The 20,628-nt window shown below is 60.6% G+C and carries 22 protein-coding genes; 21 read left to right on the top strand and 1 reads right to left on the bottom strand.

The features are described from left to right. Positions 1-11 precede the first annotated feature (11 nt). From TRM7615_RS14860 to cysE, 21 genes are all read left to right on the top strand, one after another. The gene (locus TRM7615_RS14860; RefSeq protein ID WP_108788890.1) at positions 12-755 is read left to right on the top strand and encodes a 1-(5-phosphoribosyl)-5-[(5-phosphoribosylamino)methylideneamino]imidazole-4-carboxamide isomerase; all 744 of its coding nucleotides are present in this window, start codon (positions 12-14) and stop codon (positions 753-755) included. A 162-nt stretch (positions 756-917) separates the two neighbouring features. Further along, positions 918-2,183, top strand: coding sequence for a beta-ketoacyl-ACP synthase II (gene fabF, locus TRM7615_RS14855; RefSeq protein WP_108788888.1), 1,266 nt, complete (start codon positions 918-920; stop codon positions 2,181-2,183). Beyond that, positions 2,183-3,337 (top strand): endolytic transglycosylase MltG, encoded by a 1,155-nt coding sequence (gene mltG, locus TRM7615_RS14850; RefSeq protein WP_108788886.1) that lies wholly within the window; start codon positions 2,183-2,185, stop codon positions 3,335-3,337. Before fabF ends, mltG begins: the two co-directional genes overlap by 1 nt. Positions 3,338-3,563: 226 nt before the next feature. Beyond that, complete coding sequence (locus TRM7615_RS14845) at positions 3,564-3,908, top strand: hypothetical protein (protein WP_108789110.1); 345 nt, start codon at positions 3,564-3,566, stop codon at positions 3,906-3,908. Beyond that, a complete protein-coding gene (locus TRM7615_RS14840) occupies positions 3,817-5,187 on the top strand; it encodes a DNA-packaging protein (protein ID WP_108788884.1) in 1,371 nt (456 codons plus the stop codon). The genes TRM7615_RS14845 and TRM7615_RS14840 overlap by 92 nt, the downstream gene beginning before the upstream one ends. Before the next feature lie 240 nt (positions 5,188-5,427). Beyond that, a complete protein-coding gene (locus TRM7615_RS14835) occupies positions 5,428-6,612 on the top strand; it encodes a phage portal protein (protein WP_108788883.1) in 1,185 nt (394 codons plus the stop codon). After that, positions 6,605-6,826 (top strand): GTA head formation protein, RCAP_rcc01685 family, encoded by a 222-nt coding sequence (locus TRM7615_RS14830; RefSeq protein ID WP_108788881.1) that lies wholly within the window; start codon positions 6,605-6,607, stop codon positions 6,824-6,826. Before TRM7615_RS14835 ends, TRM7615_RS14830 begins: the two co-directional genes overlap by 8 nt. Before the next feature lie 28 nt (positions 6,827-6,854). Further along, complete coding sequence (locus TRM7615_RS14825) at positions 6,855-7,412, top strand: HK97 family phage prohead protease (protein WP_108789108.1); 558 nt, start codon at positions 6,855-6,857, stop codon at positions 7,410-7,412. A gap of 36 nt (positions 7,413-7,448) precedes the next feature. Further along, a complete protein-coding gene (locus tag TRM7615_RS14820) occupies positions 7,449-8,627 on the top strand; it encodes a phage major capsid protein (RefSeq protein ID WP_108788879.1) in 1,179 nt (392 codons plus the stop codon). Between the two features lie 170 nt (positions 8,628-8,797). Beyond that, positions 8,798-9,397 carry a head-tail connector protein gene (locus tag TRM7615_RS14815; RefSeq protein WP_108788877.1) on the top strand — a complete coding sequence of 200 codons (600 nt, stop codon included), beginning with the start codon at positions 8,798-8,800 and terminating at the stop codon, positions 9,395-9,397. Further along, a complete protein-coding gene (locus TRM7615_RS14810) occupies positions 9,394-9,732 on the top strand; it encodes a phage head closure protein (RefSeq protein ID WP_108788874.1) in 339 nt (112 codons plus the stop codon). Before TRM7615_RS14815 ends, TRM7615_RS14810 begins: the two co-directional genes overlap by 4 nt. Further along, the gene (locus TRM7615_RS14805; RefSeq protein ID WP_108788872.1) at positions 9,729-10,142 is read left to right on the top strand and encodes a DUF3168 domain-containing protein; all 414 of its coding nucleotides are present in this window, start codon (positions 9,729-9,731) and stop codon (positions 10,140-10,142) included. The genes TRM7615_RS14810 and TRM7615_RS14805 overlap by 4 nt, the downstream gene beginning before the upstream one ends. Positions 10,143-10,166: 24 nt before the next feature. Further along, positions 10,167-10,580, top strand: a complete 414-nt coding sequence (locus TRM7615_RS14800) for a phage major tail protein, TP901-1 family (protein ID WP_108788870.1) — start codon at positions 10,167-10,169, stop codon at positions 10,578-10,580. A 4-nt stretch (positions 10,581-10,584) separates the two neighbouring features. Further along, positions 10,585-10,905 (top strand): gene transfer agent family protein, encoded by a 321-nt coding sequence (locus tag TRM7615_RS14795; protein WP_108788868.1) that lies wholly within the window; start codon positions 10,585-10,587, stop codon positions 10,903-10,905. After that, positions 10,902-11,123 carry a rcc01693 family protein gene (locus TRM7615_RS14790; RefSeq protein ID WP_108788866.1) on the top strand — a complete coding sequence of 74 codons (222 nt, stop codon included), beginning with the start codon at positions 10,902-10,904 and terminating at the stop codon, positions 11,121-11,123. The genes TRM7615_RS14795 and TRM7615_RS14790 overlap by 4 nt, the downstream gene beginning before the upstream one ends. Further along, positions 11,110-11,772 (top strand): RcGTA-type gene transfer agent tail tape measure protein, encoded by a 663-nt coding sequence (locus TRM7615_RS14785; protein ID WP_108788864.1) that lies wholly within the window; start codon positions 11,110-11,112, stop codon positions 11,770-11,772. Before TRM7615_RS14790 ends, TRM7615_RS14785 begins: the two co-directional genes overlap by 14 nt. Before the next feature lie 15 nt (positions 11,773-11,787). Then, positions 11,788-12,420: a DUF2460 domain-containing protein gene (locus TRM7615_RS14780; RefSeq protein ID WP_108788862.1), complete on the top strand. Its 633-nt coding sequence runs from the start codon at positions 11,788-11,790 to the stop codon at positions 12,418-12,420. An 8-nt stretch (positions 12,421-12,428) separates the two neighbouring features. After that, positions 12,429-13,307: a phage/gene transfer agent baseplate hub protein gene (locus TRM7615_RS14775; protein ID WP_108788860.1), complete on the top strand. Its 879-nt coding sequence runs from the start codon at positions 12,429-12,431 to the stop codon at positions 13,305-13,307. Continuing rightward, on the top strand, positions 13,304-13,747 hold the full coding sequence (locus TRM7615_RS14770) for an NlpC/P60 family protein (protein ID WP_108788858.1): 444 nt from the start codon (positions 13,304-13,306) through the stop codon (positions 13,745-13,747). The genes TRM7615_RS14775 and TRM7615_RS14770 overlap by 4 nt, the downstream gene beginning before the upstream one ends. Continuing rightward, a complete protein-coding gene (locus TRM7615_RS14765) occupies positions 13,747-17,679 on the top strand; it encodes a baseplate multidomain protein megatron (RefSeq protein ID WP_108788856.1) in 3,933 nt (1,310 codons plus the stop codon). Before TRM7615_RS14770 ends, TRM7615_RS14765 begins: the two co-directional genes overlap by 1 nt. Before the next feature lie 174 nt (positions 17,680-17,853). Then, positions 17,854-18,666 (top strand): serine O-acetyltransferase, encoded by an 813-nt coding sequence (gene cysE, locus TRM7615_RS14760; RefSeq protein ID WP_108788854.1) that lies wholly within the window; start codon positions 17,854-17,856, stop codon positions 18,664-18,666. 394 nt (positions 18,667-19,060) lie between these two features. Here cysE and TRM7615_RS14755 read toward each other — a convergent pair whose 3' ends face one another. Next, positions 19,061-20,368, bottom strand: a complete 1,308-nt coding sequence (locus TRM7615_RS14755; protein ID WP_108788852.1) for a pyruvate dehydrogenase complex dihydrolipoamide acetyltransferase — start codon at positions 20,366-20,368, stop codon at positions 19,061-19,063. Between the last annotated feature and the right edge of the window lie 260 nt (positions 20,369-20,628).

The following is a 20,628-nucleotide window of genomic DNA, read 5'->3' as shown; positions in this document are numbered from 1 at the left end:
GGAATAAGCTCATGATGATTTACCCAACCATGGAGCTCCAGCAGGGGAAATGCGTGACCCTGGACAAGGGGCGTTTGGATTCGGCTATGCTGTGGCATGTCGATCCGGTGGAAACTGCGCGTGCCTGGGCTGCGGCCGGGGCCGAATGGATGCACCTGACGGATTTTGATGCCATTGATGGCAGCGATGCCAATTCCGAGTTGGTCGAAGAGATCATTCGCTCGGCCGGCATCCCGGTTCAACTGGGCGGTGGCATGCGTACACGCGATTCCATCGAGCATTGGATCGACAAGGGCGCGGGGCGCATTGTTGTTGGTACCTTGGCTGCGCGGGACCCTGAATTGGTCAAGGAAATGGCCAAGCATCACCCGGACCAGATCGTGCTGGCGGTGGATGTTTGGCAAGGGCAGGTGATGACCGAAGGCTGGCGCAGTTCGAGCGCGTTTACGCCCGAGGGCTTTGTCGAAGCTTTTGGTGATACGCCTTTTGCGGGCATCGTGGTGACGGATATCGACAGCGACATGGAAGATGTCGAGGCACAGCTGGGTCTGATTGCCGGTCTGGCCGAGAAATCGCGGACTCCGGTGATTGCCAGCGGTGTCGTGCGCAGCGTCGATGATATCGCGCGGCTGACCTATCTGCCCAACATCTCGGGCACGTTGGTCGGGCGGGCGCTGTTCCGCAAGACCGTAGATTTGGCCGAGGCCCTGTCGGTGTCGCAACCGGGGCCAGAACCGGTGGCCGAGTTCCAATAACACGGCAAAAAATGCACCGCACCCCTTGAGGGCGCGAATTTTGGCCCAATTTGGGCGGTTGGGCCGAATTGCGCTTGTGTCAATTCGGCCCTTGCTCTTGCCCCCATACCCTTGGGCGGGGTATGAGCGGTTTTCAAAGGCAAGCAGGCAAGAGGGCAGTTCATGCGCAGAGTCGTTGTAACCGGTTTGGGGTTGGTCACACCGTTGGCCAGCGGAGTCGAGGAAACCTGGTCGCGATTGCTGGATGGGCAATCGGGCGCGGGTCCGATCACCTTGTTCGATGCAGAGGCATCGGGTGTGACCACAACCTATGCCTGCGAAGTGCCGCGTGGTGATGGCACCGACGGGACGTTCAACCCCAATGATTGGATGCCGCCGAAAGAACAGCGCAAGATTGAGGATTTTATCCTGTATTCCATCGCGGCTGCCGATATGGCCGTTCAGGATGCGGGCTGGACGCCTGAGGACGAAGAAGACAAGCTGCGCACCGGTGTTCTGATCGGCTCGGGCATCGGTGGTCTGGGATCGATCGCAAATACCGCGAACCTGATCCGCGACAAGGGCCCGCGTCGGGTGTCGCCGTTCTTTATTCCGGGTGCGCTGATCAACCTGGCCTCAGGCCAGGTGTCGATCCGTCACGGGTTCAAAGGTCCGAACCATTCGGTTGTGACCGCCTGTTCGACCGGTGCACATGCCATCGGGGATGCAAGCCGGATCATTCGCGCAGGTGATGCGGACGTGATGATTGCAGGTGGTGGCGAGGGCTGCATCTGCGAGATCGGGATCGCGGGTTTCAACGCGTGCAAGGCGTTGTCGACGAAATATGCGGACAACCCGCAAGCCGCGAGCCGCCCCTATGACAATGACCGTGATGGCTTCGTCATGGGTGAGGGCGCAGGCATCGTGGTTCTGGAAGATTATGAACACGCCAAGGCGCGTGGTGCCAAGATCTACGCCGAGGTGCTGGGCTATGGCATGTCGGGCGATGCCTATCACATCACCGCGCCGTCCGAGGATGGCGATGGAGCCGAGCGTTCGATGCGGGCAGCCTTGCGCAGCGCCGGTCTGGAGCCGTCGGATTTGGATTACATCAACGCGCACGGCACCTCGACCATGGCTGATACCATCGAGTTGGGCGCGGTAGAGCGGCTGTTGGGTGAGCATGCGGCCGAGGCCACCATGACCTCGACCAAATCCGCTACAGGGCACCTGTTGGGGGCAGCTGGCGCGATCGAGGCGATCTTCTCGATCCTCGCGATCCGTGATCAGGTGGCACCACCCACGATCAACCTGGACAATCCGGCCGTTGAAACGCCGCTGGATCTGGCGCCAAATGCAAAGCGTGAACGCAAGATTGATGTGGCCCTGTCGAACTCGTTCGGGTTTGGCGGCACCAACGCAAGCGTGATCTTCGGGAAACCTGACTAATGTGGCGGTCTCTTGCCTCGAACATGCTGACCATTCTGGTGGTTGGCATGTTTCTGGCTGCGGGTGTGATCCTGTGGGGACAGTCGCAGTATACGGCCCAGGGGCCGTTGGATCAGGCGATCTGTTTGCGGGTCAAGACGGGCTCGAACATGGGGCAGGTAAGCCGCGAGTTGGAGCGTACCGGTGCGGTGTCGAACGGTACGATTTTCCGTCTGGGCGCGGACTATGCTGACAAGGCCAGCCAGTTGAAAGCAGGAAGTTTCCTGATCAACGAAGGCTCCAGCATGGAGCAGATCGTGGAGGAGATTACCAAAGGCGGTGCGAGCACATGTGGCACCGAGATCGTCTATCGCATCGGTGTGACGCGCTTGCAAACCCAGATCCGTGAGCTGGACCCAGGCACGGAGCGCTTTGTTGAGTTGGCCTCTTTTGACCCCAAGGCCGAAGATATTCCTGCAGTCTATGGTGAGAAGCGCGCCGAGCGGGACACACGATACCGTATCGCTGTTGCCGAAGGGGTGACCAGTTGGCAGATCGTTGAGGGTCTGAAAGCGCTGGATCTGCTGGAAGGCAATGTGAGCGAAATTCCACGTGAAGGGTTGCTGGCGCCAGATAGCTATGAGGTGTCTCCCGGTACCCAACGGGGCGCAGTTCTGGCTCAAATGCAGGAAAAGCAGGAACTGCGCATCAATGCCGTGTGGGAAAGCCGCCAGGATGGGTTGCCGTTGGATAGCCCGGAAGAGATGTTGATCCTGGCCTCGATCATCGAGAAGGAAACCGGTGTTGCCGAGGAGCGTGGGCAGGTGGCAAGTGTGTTCACCAACCGTCTGAACCAGGGCATGAAGCTACAAACGGACCCGACGGTGATCTATGGCATCACCAAGGGGCAAGGCGTGTTGGGGCGCGGTCTGCGTCGCAGTGAGCTTCGCCGTATAACACCTTGGAATACCTATCTGATTGACGGTTTGCCGCCGACTCCGATTGCCAACCCGGGACTGGCAAGCCTGGAGGCTGCGGTTGCTCCGGATGAGACGGATTACATCTTCTTTGTCGCGGACGGTACTGGCGGTCATGCCTTTGCCGAAACGCTGCAAGAGCACAATCGGAACGTGGCCAAATGGCGCGAGATCGAAGCCGAAAGAAACAACAATTGAAACGGGCGGCTTAGGCCGCCCTTTTCCGTTAAACTTAAGAATTCATTAATGATATCGAACGCTTAGGTGTTGCGGCTGTTGCGTGAAACCTTGACAGAGCGCCCTGTATCAGCTATAGGTTGTGTCATGCTAGAAGAAGTGGGCAGACGGCCCCGGAGATGATCCGGAGGCCGTTTTTTCGTTTCTCTCGTGCGGAGATCACTCACGCATGAGGTCCAAAGCACACATGACTTTGATTACCCCGGAGGAGCGGATTTCGCAGACGGCTGAACTTTTGCAGTCCCTGGAGAGATCCATTCGCGATTTGCGGCAAGCGGCGGAAGACCTGCGCAAGCAGATCGAGACCGGGGAGGATGCAGATCTTGCTGGAACCAGCAAGCAGTTGGGATCGGTCAATACGCTGATCAACAATTGTCAGAAAGTGGAGACGAGTTTTGTCGAACAACACAACAGACAGGCCGGAATTGCTCAAGGAGGCTATGCGCTCGACCTTGACCGAGCTCGGTTTGAGGTCGGGTGCAGGTTGGCTCGCCTCCGCACCTGCTGCGACACGCGAGACATTTCTGAGTGAGATTGGGGAGGGAGGGCTTTGCGCCCTCCCTTTCCTTTTTGAGTTCTGGGCGATGCCGCATCAGCTGCCACCCGATGGAGATTGGCGATCCTGGGTGATCATGGGCGGACGCGGTGCGGGCAAGACGCGTGCGGGTGCGGAGTGGGTGCGTTCGATCATTGAGGGGAGCAAGCCGCTGGATAAGGGCCAGTGCAAACGCGTGGCGCTGATCGGTGAGACGTTCGATCAGGTGCGGGACGTGATGATCTTTGGCGACAGCGGGATATTGCAGTGTTCGCCCCCGGACCGCCGCCCGACATGGAAGGCAAGCGAGCGCAAATTGATCTGGCCCAACGGGGCCGAGGCGCAGGCGTTTTCGGCGCATGACCCCGAGGGGCTGCGGGGGCCGCAATTTGATGGGGCTTGGGTCGATGAGTTGGCGAAATGGAAAAAGGCGGGGGAAACTTGGGACATGTTGCAGTTTGCGCTGCGGTTGGGAGAGCGACCGCAGGTTTGCGTGACGACAACGCCGCGAAATGTTGGCGTTTTGAAGCAGCTGCTGGAGTCTCCGTCCACCGTGACGACTCATGCGCCGACTGAGGCGAACCGCGCCAATCTTGCGGCGTCGTTTCTGGAGGAGGTCCGCGCGCGCTATGCGGGGACGCGGTTGGGGCGGCAGGAACTGGACGGCGTTCTGTTGCAGGATGCTGAGGGTGCTTTGTGGTCATCGGAACAGTTGGAACGAGCGCGCAAGGCTGAAGCGCCGACGTTGGATCGGGTTGTGGTGGCGATTGACCCGTCTGTGACGTCCGGCGCGCAAGCGGATGAGTGCGGGATCGTGGTGGCTGGCGTGCAGATGAAGGGGCCACCGCAGGATTGGCGCGGTTATGTGCTGGCAGACCGAACAGTGCGCGGCAAGGGGCCGTCAGGGTGGGCCGCGGCGGCGATTGCGGCGATGGATGAGTTCGGGGCTGAGCGGTTGGTGGCCGAGGTTAACCAGGGCGGGCAATTGGTCGAGGAAGTTGTTCGCCAGATCGATCCTTTGGTGCCGTTCAAGGCAGTTCATGCGTCACGCGGCAAGGTGGCACGGGCAGAGCCGGTGGCGGCTTTGTACGAGCAGGGCAAGGTGCGGCATGTGGGGGATCTGTCCGAATTGGAGGAACAGATGTGCCAGATGACAGCGCATGGGTTTGAGGGACAAGGATCGCCGGACCGCGTGGATGCGTTGGTGTGGGCGATGCATGAGCTGATGATTGCACCGGCGGCGCAGTTTCGGCGGCCACGTGTGCGGGTGTTGTGAGCGGTTGAGGTTTGCGCGGTGGCTGTTTGCTTAGGCTGTGTCGCGCACCAACACGTTTGGAAACTAAGGTTGACCGTCGGGTATGACAGCCCTTTGTTTCCCTGCTGACATCGAAATCTAGCGTGTTGCGGCAGCAGCGTTCGCACTGTTTCCAAGCCTTCAACAATCTTCAGCGATAACTCTCCTCAACAGGCCGAGCGGCGCGTCCGGCGCAGCGGTGAGCAGATAGGAGCATCAGATATGGTTTTCGATTTCTTGCGACGTGGTGCCGGGAATGGGGCCGGGGGCAAAGCGCCTGAGAGCAAGGCAAGCGCGGCGGGTCCGATTGTGGCCTGGCAGACCGGTGGCCGCGTGGCGTGGAGCCCGCGGGACACGGCTTCGCTGACGCGGACCGGCTTTTCGGGCAACCCGGTTGGGTTCCGGTCGGTCAAGCTGATCGCCGAGGCGGCGGCGGCGCTGCCGTTGGTGTTGCAGGATCGCGAACAGCGTTATGACGTGCATCCGATGTTGTCGCTGATCAAGCGGCCCAACGGGGCACAGGGACGGGCCGAACTGATGGAGGCGCTGTTTGGGCAGTTGCTGCTCTCGGGCAATGCCTATGTCGAGGCGGTACAGGCCGAGGATGGTCTGCCGCTGGAGCTGCATGTGCTGCGTTCGGACCGGATGGCGGTTGTGCCGGGGGCCGATGGATGGCCGGTGGCATTTGACTACACCGTCGGTGCCAAGAAGCACCGGTTTGATGCGCAGGCCATTTGCCACATCAAGTCGTTCCATCCGCAAGATGATCATTACGGCTTTGCGCCAATGCAGGCGGCGGCGATGGCGGTGGATGTGCACAACAGCGCCTCGCGCTGGTCCAAGTCGCTGCTGGACAATGCTGCGCGGCCGTCTGGTGCGTTGGTTTGGAACGGTGGCGACGGGCAGGGTGTCATGGCCGAGGATCAGTTCCGTCGTTTGAGCGATGAGATTGAGGCCAACTATCAGGGCGCGCGCAATGCGGGACGTCCGATGGTGCTGGAGGGTGGCCTGGATTGGAAGCCGATGGGCTTTTCGCCCTCCGACATGGAGTTTCAGAAGACCAAGGAAGCCGCCGCCCGCGAGATCGCGCTGGCCTTTGGGGTGCCGCCTATGTTGCTGGGCATCCAGGGTGACGCGACCTATTCGAACTATCAGGAGGCCAATAGAGCGTTCTATCGCCTGACCGTTCTGCCTCTGGTGACGCGGGTGGCGGCGGCGCTGGCCGAGTGGCTTTCAGGGTTCAATGGCGAGGATCTGATGTTGAAACCGGATCTGGATCAAGTGCCAGCCCTGGCCTCCGAGCGCGACGCGCAATGGGCGCGGGTGACCGGTGCGGATTTCCTGACGAATGCCGAAAAGCGAGCCCTGTTGGGGTTGCCAGCGGTGACCGGTGACACGGATGGCTGATGGGCATCCACCGTTTGAATGTGCGCCGGGGCTGAAGCTGGCGGCGCATGAGCGGGTGGTGACGATCCAGCTTGAGCACATCAACCGTCGTTTGGATCAGTTGGAAGAGATGATGGAGCGGTTGGAAAAGCGGCTTTGGTTGACGGTTTACGGCGTTGTCGCGGTGATCCTGGCGCAGGCCTTTCAATCGGTTCTTACTGCTGCGGCGAACTGAAACATCAATGGGTTACGAGGAGTACCTCATGGAAATTGATACTGGACTTGAGCACAAATTCGCGCGGTTCGGCGACGGGTTGACCGTCACGGATGATGCTGTGATCGAAGGCTATGCGAGCCTCTTTGGGCAGACCGACCAGGGCGGCGACAACGTGCAAAAGGGCGCTTATCGCGCCTCTCTCAAGGCGCTGTTCGAGACAGGACAACGGGTCAAGATGCTGTGGCAGCATGATCCGGCACAACCCATCGGGGTCTGGGACGAGGTGCGCGAGGATGACAAGGGTCTGTGGGTCAAGGGGCGGCTGCTGGAGACTACGCAAAAGGGGCGTGAGGCGGCGGCGTTGATCCAGGCGGGTGCGATTGATGGGCTGTCGATTGGCTATCGCACCAAGCGGGCCAGCAAGAATGACAAGGGCCAGCGGCTCTTGACGGAACTGGAGCTGTGGGAAGTGTCATTGGTGACGTTCCCGATGCTTCCCAGTGCGCGGGTAGCGGCAAAGGGGACAACCCTGGATGCCGAAGACGCCTGGCGCAGCATTGCCGAGGTGTTTGACAGCGCCCGGCAGGAAATGGCGCGCAGGTAACGGCGCCGCAATCCCACCCAACAAAAGGACGTGCTGATGAGCAAGACCGATATCGCGGCCTTGGCCGGAGAGGGTGCGCCCCTGGTTCATGATGTGAAGCAGGCAGTGACCGGCTTCGTAAGTGAATTCAGGGGCTTTCAAGACGAAGTTCAAACCAAACTGAAACAGACAGAAGAGCGACTTACCATGCTGGATCGTAAATCTCAATTCGCGGCACGTCCGCATCTTGCCGCCTCGATCGACGAAGGTGCGCCCCATCAAAAAGCGTTCAACGCCTATGTGCGTTCGGGTGACGATGACGCCCTGCGCGGCCTGGACATGGAAGGCAAGTCGCTGTCGACTGCCGTCAACAGCGATGGTGGCTATCTGGTTGATCCGCAAACCGCGGACACCGTCAAATCGGTTCTGAAATCGACCGCGTCGATCCGTTCTATCGCCAATGTCGTGAACGTCGAGGCGAACTCTTTCGACGTTCTGATCGACCACACCGATGTGGGCGCAGGCTGGGCTGATGAGGCGACTGCGACTGTTGAGACTGGCACGCCGTCGATCGACCGCATCTCGATCCCGCTGCACGAGCTGTCGGCGTTGCCCAAGGCATCGCAGCGACTGCTGGATGACAGCGCATTCGACATCGAAGGCTGGCTGGCCGGTCGCATCGCGGACAAGTTCGCTCGGGCCGAGGCGGATGCATTTATTAATGGTGACGGCGCAGACAAACCGCGCGGCTTCCTGAACCACACCACAGTTGAAAACGACACCTGGAGCTGGGGCAATATCGGCTATGTCGCCTCGGGCGTTGCCGGTGGCGTGGATGCCGATGACATCGTTGACCTGGTCTATGCCCTGGGTGCGCAATACCGCGCCAACGGTGCCTTTGTGATGAACTCGAAGACTGCCGGTTTGATCCGCAAGCTGAAGGACGCTGACGGTCGTTTCCTGTGGTCGGATGGTCTGGCGGCGGGTGAGCCTGCACGTCTGATGGGCTATCCGGTGGTCATCGCCGAGGATATGCCAGATGCGGCGACTGACAGTTATTCCATTGCCTTTGGTGATTTTGCTGCGGGTTACACCGTCGCCGAGCGTCCGGATCTGCGTGTGCTGCGTGATCCGTTTAGCGCCAAGCCGCATGTCCTGTTCTATGCCACCAAGCGCGTGGGCGGCGACGTGAGCGACTTTGCTGCGATCAAGCTGCTGAAATTCGGCACTGCCTAAGCAGTGCTGATACCGGGGCCGGTTCGCCGGTCCCGGGGCGGGCATGCGCCGGGAATGGGTCCTTGCGTTGTCTAGCTGCTCCCCTCCGTCCGAGCAACGTGAGGTGGCGTGTGCCCGCAGATAGCCAAAGGATTTGGCCCGTTTGGGCCCCGAGCTTGCGGAGAGACGCGATGATGTTGATCGAAGAAACCACGATCCCGGTGGCGGCGTTGCCGGTGGAACAATTCAAGGCGCATATGCGGTTGGGCAGCGGCTTTGCCGATGACACGGTTCAGGATGCCGCGCTGCGTGGGTTTCTGGTGGCCGCGATTGCCGCCATCGAGGCCCGCATAGGCAAGGTGCTGATCACGCGGGATTTTTCCTGGAGTGTGAACAGCTGGCGCGACCGTGCGGGCGAAGTGCTACCGGTGTCACCAGTGCGCGAAATATCGGCCTTGTTGGTGTCAAATGCGGCGGGAGTGGAGGCGGTTGTTGCCCCCGAGGACTATCGCTTGGAGAAAGACAGCCAACACCCGCGCTTGCGCCCGGCTGGAGCCTTGTTGTCTGTGATTGCGACGGGTGGTTCGGCCAAGATCACATTCAGCGCCGGGATGGCTTCGGATTGGGGCGGGTTACCTGCGGATCTGGGCCACGCGGTGCTGCTGCTTGCGGCGCACTACTACGAATACCGTGATGAGACCGCGTTGAGCGACGGATGCATGCCCTTTGGCGTGACCAGCTTGATACAGCGATATCGCACGGTGCGCTTTGGCTTGGGAGCAGCGCAATGAAGCGGCCGCATCTGAACCGTCGTTTGACGTTGGAGCGCCCCGAGCGTGTGGCCGATGGCGCTGGAGGGTTCAACGAGACCTGGACTGCGGCCGGTCAGCTTTGGGCGGAAGTCTCGGCCCGAACAGGGTCCGAGCGCCGTGTTGGCGGTGCTGCCCGCTCGCAGATGCGGTTCAAGATCGTCGTGCGCAACACGCCGATGGGGGCCGACAGTCGGCCGTCGCCTGATCAGCGGTTTCGGGAAGGCGACCGAGTGTTTGTCATCCGCGCAGTAGCAGAGCGTGATCCCGCGCGGATGTACCTGACGTGTTTTGCAGATGAAGAGGTGGCGGTATGAGCTATGGAGCGGCGGCAGCGCTGCAAAGCGCGGTTTATGACCTTTTACAGGCCGATACGGCAATTGAAGCCCTGGTTGGGGACGCGATCTATGACGCGCTTCCTGCGGGAACCTTGCCGCAAACCTATGTGCTGCTGGGGCCGGAGGATGTGCGCGATGCCTCTGATCAGACCGGGCAAGGTGCGCGGCATCGGTTTACCGTCACGGTGATGTCCGAGGCATCCGGCTTTGCGTCCGCCAAGCAGTTGGCGGTGGCGATCGGGGATGCGCTGCGCAACGCCTCGCTGACGTTGACGAGGGGCCGTGTGGTTGGCCTGTGGTTCGAGCGGGCCACGGCCAAGAAAACCGGTTCGACCGGTCAGTTTCGCCAGATCGACCTGAGGTTCCACGCCCGCGTGGAAGACAACTAATCAACCTATCATTGGAGAAACGATATGGGTGCTCAAAACGGAAAAGACCTGCTGATCAAGGTGGACATGAACGGCGCAGGCCAGTTCGAGACAGTTGCCGGTCTGCGGGCCACGCGGGTGAGCTTCAATGCGGAAAGCGTGGATGTGACCAGCCTGGAGAGCCAGGGTGGTTGGCGCGAGCTTCTTTCTGGCGCGGGAGTGAAGTCGGCCTCGATCTCGGGCTCGGGGGTGTTCAAGGATGAAAGTACCGATGAACGCACGCGTCAGCTGTTCTTTGACGGTGTGACACCGGCCTTTCAGGTGATCATCCCGGACTTTGGCACCGTGGAGGGGCCGTTCCAGGTGACTGCGATCGAATACGCCGGTTCGCACAATGGCGAGGCGACGTATGAACTGAGCCTGGCAAGCGCAGGCGCGCTGAACTTTACGGCGCTTTGATCCGATGGCCAATCCGTGGACGGGAGAGGTGGCTTTGACCATCGATGGAGAGCGGCGGGTGCTCAAGCTGACGCTGGGCGCATTGGCCGAATTGGAAGACAGCCTGGAGTGCGGCTCGCTCATCGAGTTGGTGCAGCGGTTTGAAGAGGCAGAGTTTTCAAGCCGCGATGTGCTGGCGTTGATCCTGGCGGGATTGCGGGGCGGCGGCGCTGATCTTGAGCGCGCCGACCTGCTGCAGGCCGAGATCGAAGGTGGGCCGATGGCTGCCGCGCGTGCCGCGGGAACGCTGTTGGCGCGGTCTTTTGTTTTGCCGGACAAGGCATGAGCAAGTTCGATTGGCCCGCCCTTATGCGGGCCGGGCTGTACGGATTGAAACTGACGCCAGAGCAATTCTGGCGTCTGACACCTGCTGAACTGCGGTTGATGCTGGGCCAGGACGGGGCGAACGCCCCGCTGAACCGGGCCGGTCTGGATGCGCTGCTTGAGGCCTATCCCGACCAGAAGAACGGCCAGAGAGATGGAGAATGTGATGGCGGAGAGTGAGAGCTTTATCGAGCTGGAAGAAGCCAGCGAGAGCGCATCCCAGGCGGTGCGTGGCACCAATATGAGCTTGGCCGAACTGGGTCGCGCATCCGAGACGACCGACAAGGCGCTGGCCGGTTTGGTCAAGGACATGTCCGGGCTCGAGCGCGGCATGCGGTCGGGTCTTAAAGGCGCGTTTGAGGATTTGGTGTTCGAGGGCGGCAAGCTGTCGGATGTGCTGAAGGATGCAGCCAATTCTGTTGTGCGCTCGACTTACAATGCGGCGGTGAACCCGGTCATTGATGGCATCTCGGGCTCGATTTCCAGCGGCATTGGCGACTTTGTTGGCGGGCTGTTTGGGTTTGCCAAGGGTGGCAGCTTTTCTCAGGGTCGGGTCATGCCGTTTACCAACGGTGGCGTCGTCAATGGGCCAGTGACCTTTCCCATGCGCGGCGGTACTGGCCTGATGGGAGAAGCTGGGCCGGAAGCGATCATGCCACTAACCCGAGGTGCCGACGGCAAGCTGGGCGTGCGCAGCGCGGGCGGGGGGCGGCCTGTGAGCGTGGTCATGAACATTTCGACACCGGACGCGCAGAGCTTTCAGCGCTCGCAGGGGCAGATCGCCGCGCAGATGACGCGCGCGCTGAACCGCGGCAACCGCAACCGCTAAATCGGGGAGAGAGACATGAACTTTCATGAGGTGAGATTTCCCGCCAACCTGAGCTTTGGGTCGGTTGGTGGGCCGGAGCGTCGAACCGAGGTCGTGACCCTGGCCAACGGGTTCGAAGAGCGAAACACACCTTGGGCGCATTCGCGACGCCGTTATGACGCGGGCCTGGGAATGCGGTCATTGGATGATATCGAGACGCTGATTGCCTTCTATGAGGCGCGTCAGGGGCAGATGTTCGGGTTCCGTTGGAAGGATTGGTCCGACTACAAGACCTCGCGGGCGACAAGTGAGGTGGCGTTTGACGATCAAGTGATTGCCACAGGCGACGGTGAGACCACACGCTTTCAGCTGATCAAGAGCTATCGGTCGGGCGAATACATCTATCAGCGGCCGATTGCCAAACCGGTTCTGGGTTCCGTGAAGGTGGGCGTCGAACAGGATGAGTTGAAAGAGGCTGTGGATTACACCCTGGATCTGAACACGGGTGAGGTGATCTTTGTCCACCCGCCGGCCGAGGAACTGCCGATCGTGGCGGGCTTTGAATTTGACGTGCCCGTGCGGTTTGACACCGACCGTATCCAGACGAGCGTTGCGAGCTTTCAAGCCGGTGATGTGCCGAATGTGCCCGTCGTCGAAGTAAGGGTGTGAGCAGACCAATGGATGAACGTTTCAAATCACATCTGCAGACCGGGTTGACGACTCTGGCGCGATGCTGGGCCATTCGTCGGACGGATGGGCAGGAATACGGGTTCACAGATCACGACCGGACATTGAGTTTTGACGGTTTGGATTTCAAGGCTGATACGGGCCTGACCGCTCTGGCGGTCGAGCAAAGCACCGGCTTGTCGGTGGACAATACCGAAGCCTTGGGCGCGATCAGTGATATCTCGGTCAAGGCCGAGGATATCGAGGCGGGGCGTTTCGACGGGGCCGAGGTCAAGGCCTGGTTGGTCAACTGGGACGACACGGATATGCGCTGGCTGCAGTTTCGCGGCACGATTGGCGAGTTGCGGCGGTCGGGCAATGCATTTCAGGCCGAGTTGCGTGGCTTGACTGAGGCCTTGAACCAGCCAACGGGTCGGATCTTTCAGAAACCCTGTACTGCGGTTTTGGGCGATGGGTCTTGCCAGTTTGATACCAGCGCACCCGGTTACACGGTCGAACGTGAGGTTGAGGTCATCGAAAATGGTTTGGTTCTACGCTGGAATGAACTGCCTGGGTTCGAGCCTTGCTGGTTCGAGCGCGGCCGATTGAGTGTTCTGTCGGGCTCGGCCAAGGGGCTATGGGGTCTAATAAAACGCGATGTGACAGATGGGGCAACCCGTGTCATTCACCTGTGGGAGCCGATGCGTGGTGGCTTGCAAGCGGGCGATAGCGTCAAACTTTTAGCAGGCTGCGACAAGCGGATGGAAACTTGCCGGTTGAAATTCAACAACTTGCTGAACTTTCAGGGCTTTCCCGATATCCCGACCGAAGACTGGGTGATGGCTGTTCCCAAGCAAACCGGTCGCAACACCGGGGGGAGCCTGCGGTGACACCTGAGCAAAACAAGATCGTCTCGGTCGCCAGATCCTGGATCGGCACGCCGTATGTGCACCAGGCCTCGACCAAGGGGGCCGGCAGCGATTGCCTGGGGTTGGTGCGCGGGGTTTGGCGGGAACTGTTCGGGCAAGAGCCCGAGCAGGTTCCGGCCTATTCGATGGACTGGTCCGAGCCACAGGGCGAGGAACTGATGTGGGCCGCGGCCTGTAAGCATTTGACCGAGGTTCGCACGGGTGGGATCGAGGCGGGCGATGTCCTGCTTTTTCGCATGCGACAGGGATCGGTTGCCAAACATGTGGGCATCGTCACCGAGGCCGAGAACGCCCGATTTGTGCATGCCTATTCCGGCCACGGCGTGGTCGAAAGCCGCTTGAGCCTGCCGTGGTCCAAGCGGCTGGTCACGCGTTTCAAATTTCCACTGGAGGGTAACTGATGGCGACCATTCTTCTTTCTGCGGCAGGGGCCGCACTTGGCGGTTCGGTTGGCGGCACGGTCGCGGGCATTGCCACCGGCATTGTCGGGCGCGCCGTTGGTGCGACGGTTGGCCGTGTGATCGATCAGCGTTTGCTGGGGAGCGGCGGCGCGGCTGTTGAAACCGGTCGCGTCGATCGTTTTCGCCTGACGCAAACCGGCGAGGGGGCCTCGGTCGCGCGGGTTTTTGGGCGCGTGCGCGCCGGTGGTCAAGTGATCTGGGCCTCGGATTTCAAAGAGACTTCGACCACAACCGGTGGCGGGGGCAAAGGCTCGCGCCCGCAACCAAAGACGACCACCTTCAGCTATAGCGTTTCGCTGGCGGTTGCCATCTGCGAAGGCGAGATCGCGTCGATTGGTCGGGTCTGGGCGGATGGTGAAGAGGTGGCCGTCGACGATCTGAACATGCGGGTCTATCCCGGTTCGATGGATCAACTGCCAGACCCTGTGATCGAGGCCGTCGAGGGCGAGGGGCAGGTTCCGGCTTATCGCGGCACGGCTTATGTGGTCCTCGAAGATTTGCCGCTTGATCAGTTTGGCAACCGAGTGCCTCAGTTTTCCTTCGAGGTGGTCCGGCAAGAGCAGCGGGATGATCTGGCGTTTGCAGATGGGGTTGCGCGAGCAGTGCAGGGCGTTGCGATCATTCCGGGCACGGGTGAATATGCGTTGGCGACCTCGCAGGTGAATTATTCTGACGGTCCTGGCAGCACTTGGGCGGCCAATGTGAACTCCCCCTCGGGTAAAAGCGATTTTGTGACCTCGATGGATGCGCTGTCGGATGAACTGCCGGGATGTCAGGCGGCCTCTCTGGTCGTGTCCTGGTTCGGGGGCGACCTGCGGTGCGGGTCTTGTGAGCTGGAACCCAAGGTTGGGAAGAAGACCATCGAAGGGATCAACATGCCCTGGACGGTCGCCGGCCTGGCGCGAGGGAACGCCAAGGAAGTCGCGCGGGTCGACGACCGCCCGGTCTATGGTGCGACGCCTGCGGATGCCTCGGTGGTCGAGGCGATCCGTCACCTCAACGACGGTGGCAAGCGGGTGATGTTCTACCCGTTCATCCTGATGGATCAATTGGAAGACAACGGTCTGCCCGATCCCTGGAGCACGGCGGACAACCAAGCGAAATTGCCCTGGCGCGGCCGGATCACCCTGAGCAAGGCTCCGGGACAAGACGGCAGCCCCGACAAGACCGCTGATGCTGATGCGCAGGTCGCCGCCTTTGTGGGCACGGCCTCGGCGGCCGATTTCACCGTTGGCGATGGCGTTGTGAACTATGTCGGGCCGAACGAGTGGACCTTTAGCCGGTTCATCCTTCATTATGCCGCACTCTGCGCGGCGGCAGGCGGCGTTGCGTCCTTTTGCATCGGTTCCGAGCTGCGTGGACTGACCCAGATCCGGGGCGCGAGTGGCTTTCCAATGGTTGCGGCGTTGAAGAACCTGGCCGCGCAGGCCCGTGCCTTGCTGGGGGCTGAGACCAAAATCGGATACGCAGCGGATTGGTCCGAATACTTCGGCTATCAGCCCGCTTCAGAGCCGGGCAGCCGATACTTCAACCTGGACCCGCTGTGGGCCGATGACAACATCGATTTCATCGGCATCGACAACTACATGCCGCTGTCGGATTGGCGCGATGATGAGGATCATCGCGATGCTCAAGCAGGTTGGAAAAGCATCTATGACGAGGGCTATCTGGCCGCCAACATCGAAGGCGGCGAGGGGTTCGATTGGTACTATCACTCGCCCGAGGCACGTGCGGCCCAGATCCGCACCACGATCGAAGATCAGGCCCATCAGGAGCCCTGGATCTGGCGTTACAAGGACTTGCGCGGTTGGTGGTCGAATACCCACCACGAGCGTATAGACGGGGTGCGTCAGGCCCAAGCGACCGATTGGGTGCCGCAATCAAAACCGATCTGGTTCACAGAGTTGGGATGCGCGGCTGTGGACAAGGGCACCAACCAGCCCAACAAGTTCCTTGATCCGAAGTCGTCTGAATCGAGCTTGCCGCACTTCTCGAACGGCTTCCGCGACGATCTGATCCAACATCAATATCTGCGGGTCATGCTGAGGTATTGGTCCGACGCTGCCAACAATCCGTCGTCCAGCGCATACGATGGTTCGATGATCGACATGAGCAATGCCTTTGTTTGGTCTTGGGACGCGCGACCCTATCCGGCGTTTCCAAACAATGCCAAACTTTGGAGCGATGGGGAAAACTACTCGCGTGGGCATTGGCTCAACGGACGCAGCGGCAGCCGGACTTTGGCCTCGGTTGTGTCCGAGATTTGTCGCCGATCCGGGCTGACAGCCTTTGACGTCAGCGAGCTGCACGGCATCGTCATAGGCTATACCCTGGACGCGGTGGGGGATGCGCGGTCGGCGCTGCAACCTCTTATGCTGAAATACGGCTTTGATGCGATTGACCGGGACGGCAAATTGCAATTCGTGCCGCGTGGCTTGCGCCAATCAGTCAAGATCGCAGACGATGACTTTGCCGTCTCAGGTGATCTCTCGGCTTCGGTCGAACACAGCCGGGATGCAGAGGCCGAAATGAGTGGTCGCGTGCGTTTGCGCTTTGTGCAGGCCGGGGCGGATCACGATGTGGTCTCGGAAGAGGCGGTCTTGGCCGACGACGCGACACACGCTGTGTCGACCAGCGAGTTTCCCCTGGCCATGTCGCGCGCCGACGGGCGTCAGACTGTTGAGCGTTGGCTGGCCGAAGCGCGGGTATCGCGCGACAAGGTACGCTTTGCCTTGCCATTGTCGAAGCTGGATTTGGGCGCGGGCGATGTCGTCGAGTTGGATGGCACACAGGTTGTCGAACCTGGTCTGTACCGGATTGATCGGGTCGAGCAGTCGGACAGCCAGTTGATCGATGCGGTGCGCACCGAGTCCAAGCTTTATGAGCCGTTCGAAATGGCCGACGATCAACCCACCTTGCGTGAGTTTGTGCCGCCGTTGCCGGTTTTGCCGTACTTCCTGGATTTGCCCCTGCTCAGCGGCGATGAGGAACCTCACACCCCGCATATCGCAGTCACGGCAGATCCGTGGCCGGGGACGGCGGCAATTTATTCGTCAGGCAGCGATGCGGATTATGTGCTGGACGAGGTTGTTGCGGCGCGGGCCGTGGTCGGCACGACCCAGACGGCTTTACGCAAAGCCGCCCCAGGGCTTTGGGATCAGGGCGACGGGTTGCAGGTGAAACTTATCTCGGGTGATCTGGAAAGCAAAACGCTCGAGGCTGTTCTGGGTGGTGCCAACCTTTGTGCCATCGGTGATGGTTCGAGTGACAATTGGGAATTGTTTCAGTTCCAAACCGCTGAACTGGTCGGACCCAAGACCTATGTCCTGAAAGATAGGTTGCGGGGGCAGGCGGGCACAGATGCCCTGATGCCTGATGTGTGGCCGGAAGGATCGGTATTCGTACTGCTTGATGGGCGCGTGGACCAGATCCCGTTGAAAAGTGCACAGCGGCGTATCGCGCGGCACTATCGCATTGGTCCGGCCCGGCGCGGTTATGACGACCCGTCCTATCTGCATCGGATCGAGGCCTTTGACGGCAACGGATTGCGGCCCTATGCACCAACGCACCTGCGCGCGGTCAAGGACAGCTCGGGCGGTATTGGCGTCAGTTGGATTCGCCGCACCCGGATCGAAGGGGACGACTGGTCGGGGCTGGATGTTCCGTTGGGTGAGGAAAGCGAAAGCTATCTGGTGCGTGTGATGGAGGGCGCCACGGTGGTGCGCGAAACCACGGTCGGCTCATCAGAGTGGACCTATACCGCGGCGCAGCAAGCCTCGGATGCTTCTGGCGCGCCGCTGGCCATTGAGGTGGCGCAGGTTTCGTCGCGCTATGGGGCTGGGCCGATAACCCGGGTCGACTTGCCTGCATAGAGCTGGCGCAAATCCAAGGCGGGCGCCTTTTTCGCTTGGCGCCCGCCCTGTTGATTTTCGGAAACCTTTTCAAACTGTGATCGCTTGGGTCAATTTATTTCATGACCCATCCCTTTGCGGGGATGGTATTGTGCGTTACATAAGGTATCTCGCACAACTCTAGGACATCGAGCCATGGTAGAAACACGCGCTAAGATTTCGACGGTTGATCCGGTTTGGGATCAGATTACCACCGAAGCTCAGGAAGCAGTTCGTTCCGAGCCCCTGATGGGCGGGTTGGTCCATGCTTGTATCCTCCATCACAAATCGCTGGAAAAGGCACTGTCGTATCGTATTGCGGCCAAGCTGGCCTCGAACGAGATGTCGATGGTTGTCCTGCGCGAAATTGCGGATACAGCGTATCAAGAGAACCCTGATCTGGTCGAAGCGGCGCGCGCGGACCTGGTGGCGGTCTATGAACGCGATCCGGCCTGCTATCGTCTGTTGCAGCCAATTCTGTACTTCAAAGGGTACCAGGCGATGCAGGGGTATCGCGTTGGTCATTGGCTGTGGAGCCAGGGCAAACGAGATTTGGCCTACTTCTTCCAGATGCGGATTTCCGAGATTTTCGGCATCGACATTCACCCGGGCGCACGCATCGGGCGAGGGATCATGATCGACCATGCCCATTCCATCGTCATCGGTGAAACGGCGGTGGTGGGCGACAATGTCTCGATGTTGCATTCGGTGACGCTTGGCGGGACCGGCAAGGAAGAAGAAGACCGTCATCCCAAGATCGAGGACGGCGTGTTGATCGGGGCCGGAGCCAAGGTTCTGGGTAACATCCGCGTGGGGCATTGCAGCCGCATTGCCGCCGGTTCGGTGGTGCTTTCCGAAGTGCCGCCCTGCAAGACCGTGGCGGGCATTCCAGCCAAGATCGTGGGCGAAGCGGGTTGTGAACAACCGTCCGTGAGCATGGACCACATGTTGGGACCTGTTGCTGGCTGAAACTTCCGGTAGGTTCTATTTGGGTATGACCCGTCAAGGGAATGCTCCCGGCGTCGTTGTCTTTTCTGATGAAAAACCGCCACCCCGTTGGGTAATGCATCGCTGCGGTCGGCCGCTGGCGATCAGGTCCATCTGGTCAGCGCGGCAAAGACAATGGAAGCCTATCAGCTCAAGACGATGCGCGACATGGATCCCAAGCGCCCGCGCCGAGCCATAGGCACGGCGCTCGGCCCAAGGCCATAGTCGAGCTGACGCAGTCAGGTCGGCTCGGGCGCGGGAGCGCACCCCCGCTTTTGTTCTTTTTGGCGTTTCCTGGATGCCGCTGTGTGTTCCGGCACGAATAAAGGCGGCCTGTGGATTCAGACCGCCTTTGAGACGGGGACGCGAATGCAGTTCAGGCCAGCATCATCATCGGGTTTTCCAGGTTTTCGACGATGGCTTTGAGCAGGTTTGCCCCAAGCGCGCCGTCGATGACGCGGTGGTCAACTGACATGGTGACCGACATGACTGTTGCGACGGTCAGCTCGCCATCCGCGCCGACAACCGGCTTTTTGACGCCGGTGCCGACGGCCAGGATACCGGCGTGTGGCGGGTTCACGATGGCATCGAAATTGTCGATGCCGAACATGCCCAGGTTCGAGATCGCAAATGTGCCGCCTTGGTATTCATGCGGCGCCAATTTGCGGTCGCGGGCGCGTCCTGCCAGGTCTTTCATCTCGGTCGAAAGTGCTGACAAGGATTTGGTATCGGCATCTTGCAGGACTGGGGTAAAGAGGCCGCCTTCGATCGCAACGGCAACTGCCACGTCAGAGGGCTTCAGTTGCAACACGCGGTCACCAGCCCAAACGGCATTGCATTCGGGGACCTGCTGCAAAGCGTTGGCCACGGCCTTGATGATGAAGTCGTTGACGCTCAGTTTGACGCCGCGCCCTTCGAGCTGCTTGTTGAGCTGGCTGCGGAATTTGAGCAGTGCATCCAGCTGAATGTCGCGGCGCAGGTAGAAATGCGGGATGGTCTGCTTGGCTTCGGACAGGCGCGCTGCAATGGTCTTGCGCATGCCGTCGAGCGAGATTTCTTCGTACTCCCGACCTTCGTACATCCGGGCGACCATATCGGCCGAGGGGCCTGTTGCAGGAGCTGCGGCTGGAGCGGCCGAAGGCGCAGCAGCGGCTGGCGTCGGGGCGGGAGCCGTTGCGGTGGCGCCTTCGACGTCTGCCTTGACGATGCGACCATGCGGGCCGGAGCCGGTGATCTGTGTCAGATCGAGGCCCTTTTGACCTGCGATGCGGCGGGCAAGCGGTGAGGCGAAGATGCGGCCACCGTCAGCTTTGACCGGAGCGGCCGGGGCCGGACTGGCCACAGGGGCGGGCGCCTCGGAGCCCCCTGTGGGGGCCGCCTCGTTGCCCGCGGCGGCTGCGGGGGCAGCCGCTGGCGAGGCGCCGATGTCGTCAGAACTTTCGCCGTCTTCGAGCAGGATAGCGATAAGGGTGTTGACCTTGACGCCTTCGGTGCCTTCGGCGACCAGGATTTTGCCGACGGTGCCTTCGTCGACGGCTTCGAACTCCATCGTGGCCTTGTCGGTTTCAATCTCGGCCAGCAGGTCGCCCGAGGCAACGGTGTCGCCTTCCTTGACGAGCCATTTGGCCAGGGTGCCTTCCTCCATCGTGGGGGAGAGGGCAGGCATCAGGATTTCGGTGGGCATGTCAGCGCTCCTCAATCAATGTGATTTGGTCAAATGGGGGCCGGGGAGCCCCCTTGCCGCGCGCCAGTTTGGCGATTGCGGCTTCGATCTTGTCTTTGTTCTCGGTCATCCAGACGTATGCCATCTGATGTGAGGGCCTGGAGCCGAAAAGGCGAAGGTCGGCGGCCAGTCGTTCAGGAACCAGAGCTGTCACAGTGTGCCCATCCACATCATGGGTGACACGGTAACATTCGGTTCCTGGATCACGACCCCGAACCTCC

The organism is Falsiruegeria mediterranea M17, from assembly GCF_900302455.1.
Classification (GTDB): domain Bacteria; phylum Pseudomonadota; class Alphaproteobacteria; order Rhodobacterales; family Rhodobacteraceae; genus Falsiruegeria; species Falsiruegeria mediterranea.
This window is presented reverse-complemented; position numbering and strand designations above follow the sequence as displayed.

What these genes read in the sequence shown, in the direction of transcription:
- TRM7615_RS14860 (WP_108788890.1), top strand. Translation starts at nt 12, where the DNA reads ATGATGATTTACCCAACCATGGAGCTCCAGCAGGGGAAATGCGTGACC.
- fabF (WP_108788888.1), top strand. Translation starts at nt 918, where the DNA reads ATGCGCAGAGTCGTTGTAACCGGTTTGGGGTTGGTCACACCGTTGGCC.
- mltG (WP_108788886.1), top strand. Translation starts at nt 2,183, where the DNA reads ATGTGGCGGTCTCTTGCCTCGAACATGCTGACCATTCTGGTGGTTGGC.
- TRM7615_RS14845 (WP_108789110.1), top strand. Translation starts at nt 3,564, where the DNA reads ATGACTTTGATTACCCCGGAGGAGCGGATTTCGCAGACGGCTGAACTT.
- TRM7615_RS14840 (WP_108788884.1), top strand. Translation starts at nt 3,817, where the DNA reads ATGCGCTCGACCTTGACCGAGCTCGGTTTGAGGTCGGGTGCAGGTTGG.
- TRM7615_RS14835 (WP_108788883.1), top strand. Translation starts at nt 5,428, where the DNA reads ATGGTTTTCGATTTCTTGCGACGTGGTGCCGGGAATGGGGCCGGGGGC.
- TRM7615_RS14830 (WP_108788881.1), top strand. Translation starts at nt 6,605, where the DNA reads ATGGCTGATGGGCATCCACCGTTTGAATGTGCGCCGGGGCTGAAGCTG.
- TRM7615_RS14825 (WP_108789108.1), top strand. Translation starts at nt 6,855, where the DNA reads ATGGAAATTGATACTGGACTTGAGCACAAATTCGCGCGGTTCGGCGAC.
- TRM7615_RS14820 (WP_108788879.1), top strand. Translation starts at nt 7,449, where the DNA reads ATGAGCAAGACCGATATCGCGGCCTTGGCCGGAGAGGGTGCGCCCCTG.
- TRM7615_RS14815 (WP_108788877.1), top strand. Translation starts at nt 8,798, where the DNA reads ATGATGTTGATCGAAGAAACCACGATCCCGGTGGCGGCGTTGCCGGTG.
- TRM7615_RS14810 (WP_108788874.1), top strand. Translation starts at nt 9,394, where the DNA reads ATGAAGCGGCCGCATCTGAACCGTCGTTTGACGTTGGAGCGCCCCGAG.
- TRM7615_RS14805 (WP_108788872.1), top strand. Translation starts at nt 9,729, where the DNA reads ATGAGCTATGGAGCGGCGGCAGCGCTGCAAAGCGCGGTTTATGACCTT.
- TRM7615_RS14800 (WP_108788870.1), top strand. Translation starts at nt 10,167, where the DNA reads ATGGGTGCTCAAAACGGAAAAGACCTGCTGATCAAGGTGGACATGAAC.
- TRM7615_RS14795 (WP_108788868.1), top strand. Translation starts at nt 10,585, where the DNA reads ATGGCCAATCCGTGGACGGGAGAGGTGGCTTTGACCATCGATGGAGAG.
- TRM7615_RS14790 (WP_108788866.1), top strand. Translation starts at nt 10,902, where the DNA reads ATGAGCAAGTTCGATTGGCCCGCCCTTATGCGGGCCGGGCTGTACGGA.
- TRM7615_RS14785 (WP_108788864.1), top strand. Translation starts at nt 11,110, where the DNA reads ATGGCGGAGAGTGAGAGCTTTATCGAGCTGGAAGAAGCCAGCGAGAGC.
- TRM7615_RS14780 (WP_108788862.1), top strand. Translation starts at nt 11,788, where the DNA reads ATGAACTTTCATGAGGTGAGATTTCCCGCCAACCTGAGCTTTGGGTCG.
- TRM7615_RS14775 (WP_108788860.1), top strand. Translation starts at nt 12,429, where the DNA reads ATGGATGAACGTTTCAAATCACATCTGCAGACCGGGTTGACGACTCTG.
- TRM7615_RS14765 (WP_108788856.1), top strand. Translation starts at nt 13,747, where the DNA reads ATGGCGACCATTCTTCTTTCTGCGGCAGGGGCCGCACTTGGCGGTTCG.
- cysE (WP_108788854.1), top strand. Translation starts at nt 17,854, where the DNA reads ATGGTAGAAACACGCGCTAAGATTTCGACGGTTGATCCGGTTTGGGAT.
- TRM7615_RS14755 (WP_108788852.1), bottom strand. Translation starts at nt 20,368, where the DNA reads ATGCCCACCGAAATCCTGATGCCTGCCCTCTCCCCCACGATGGAGGAA.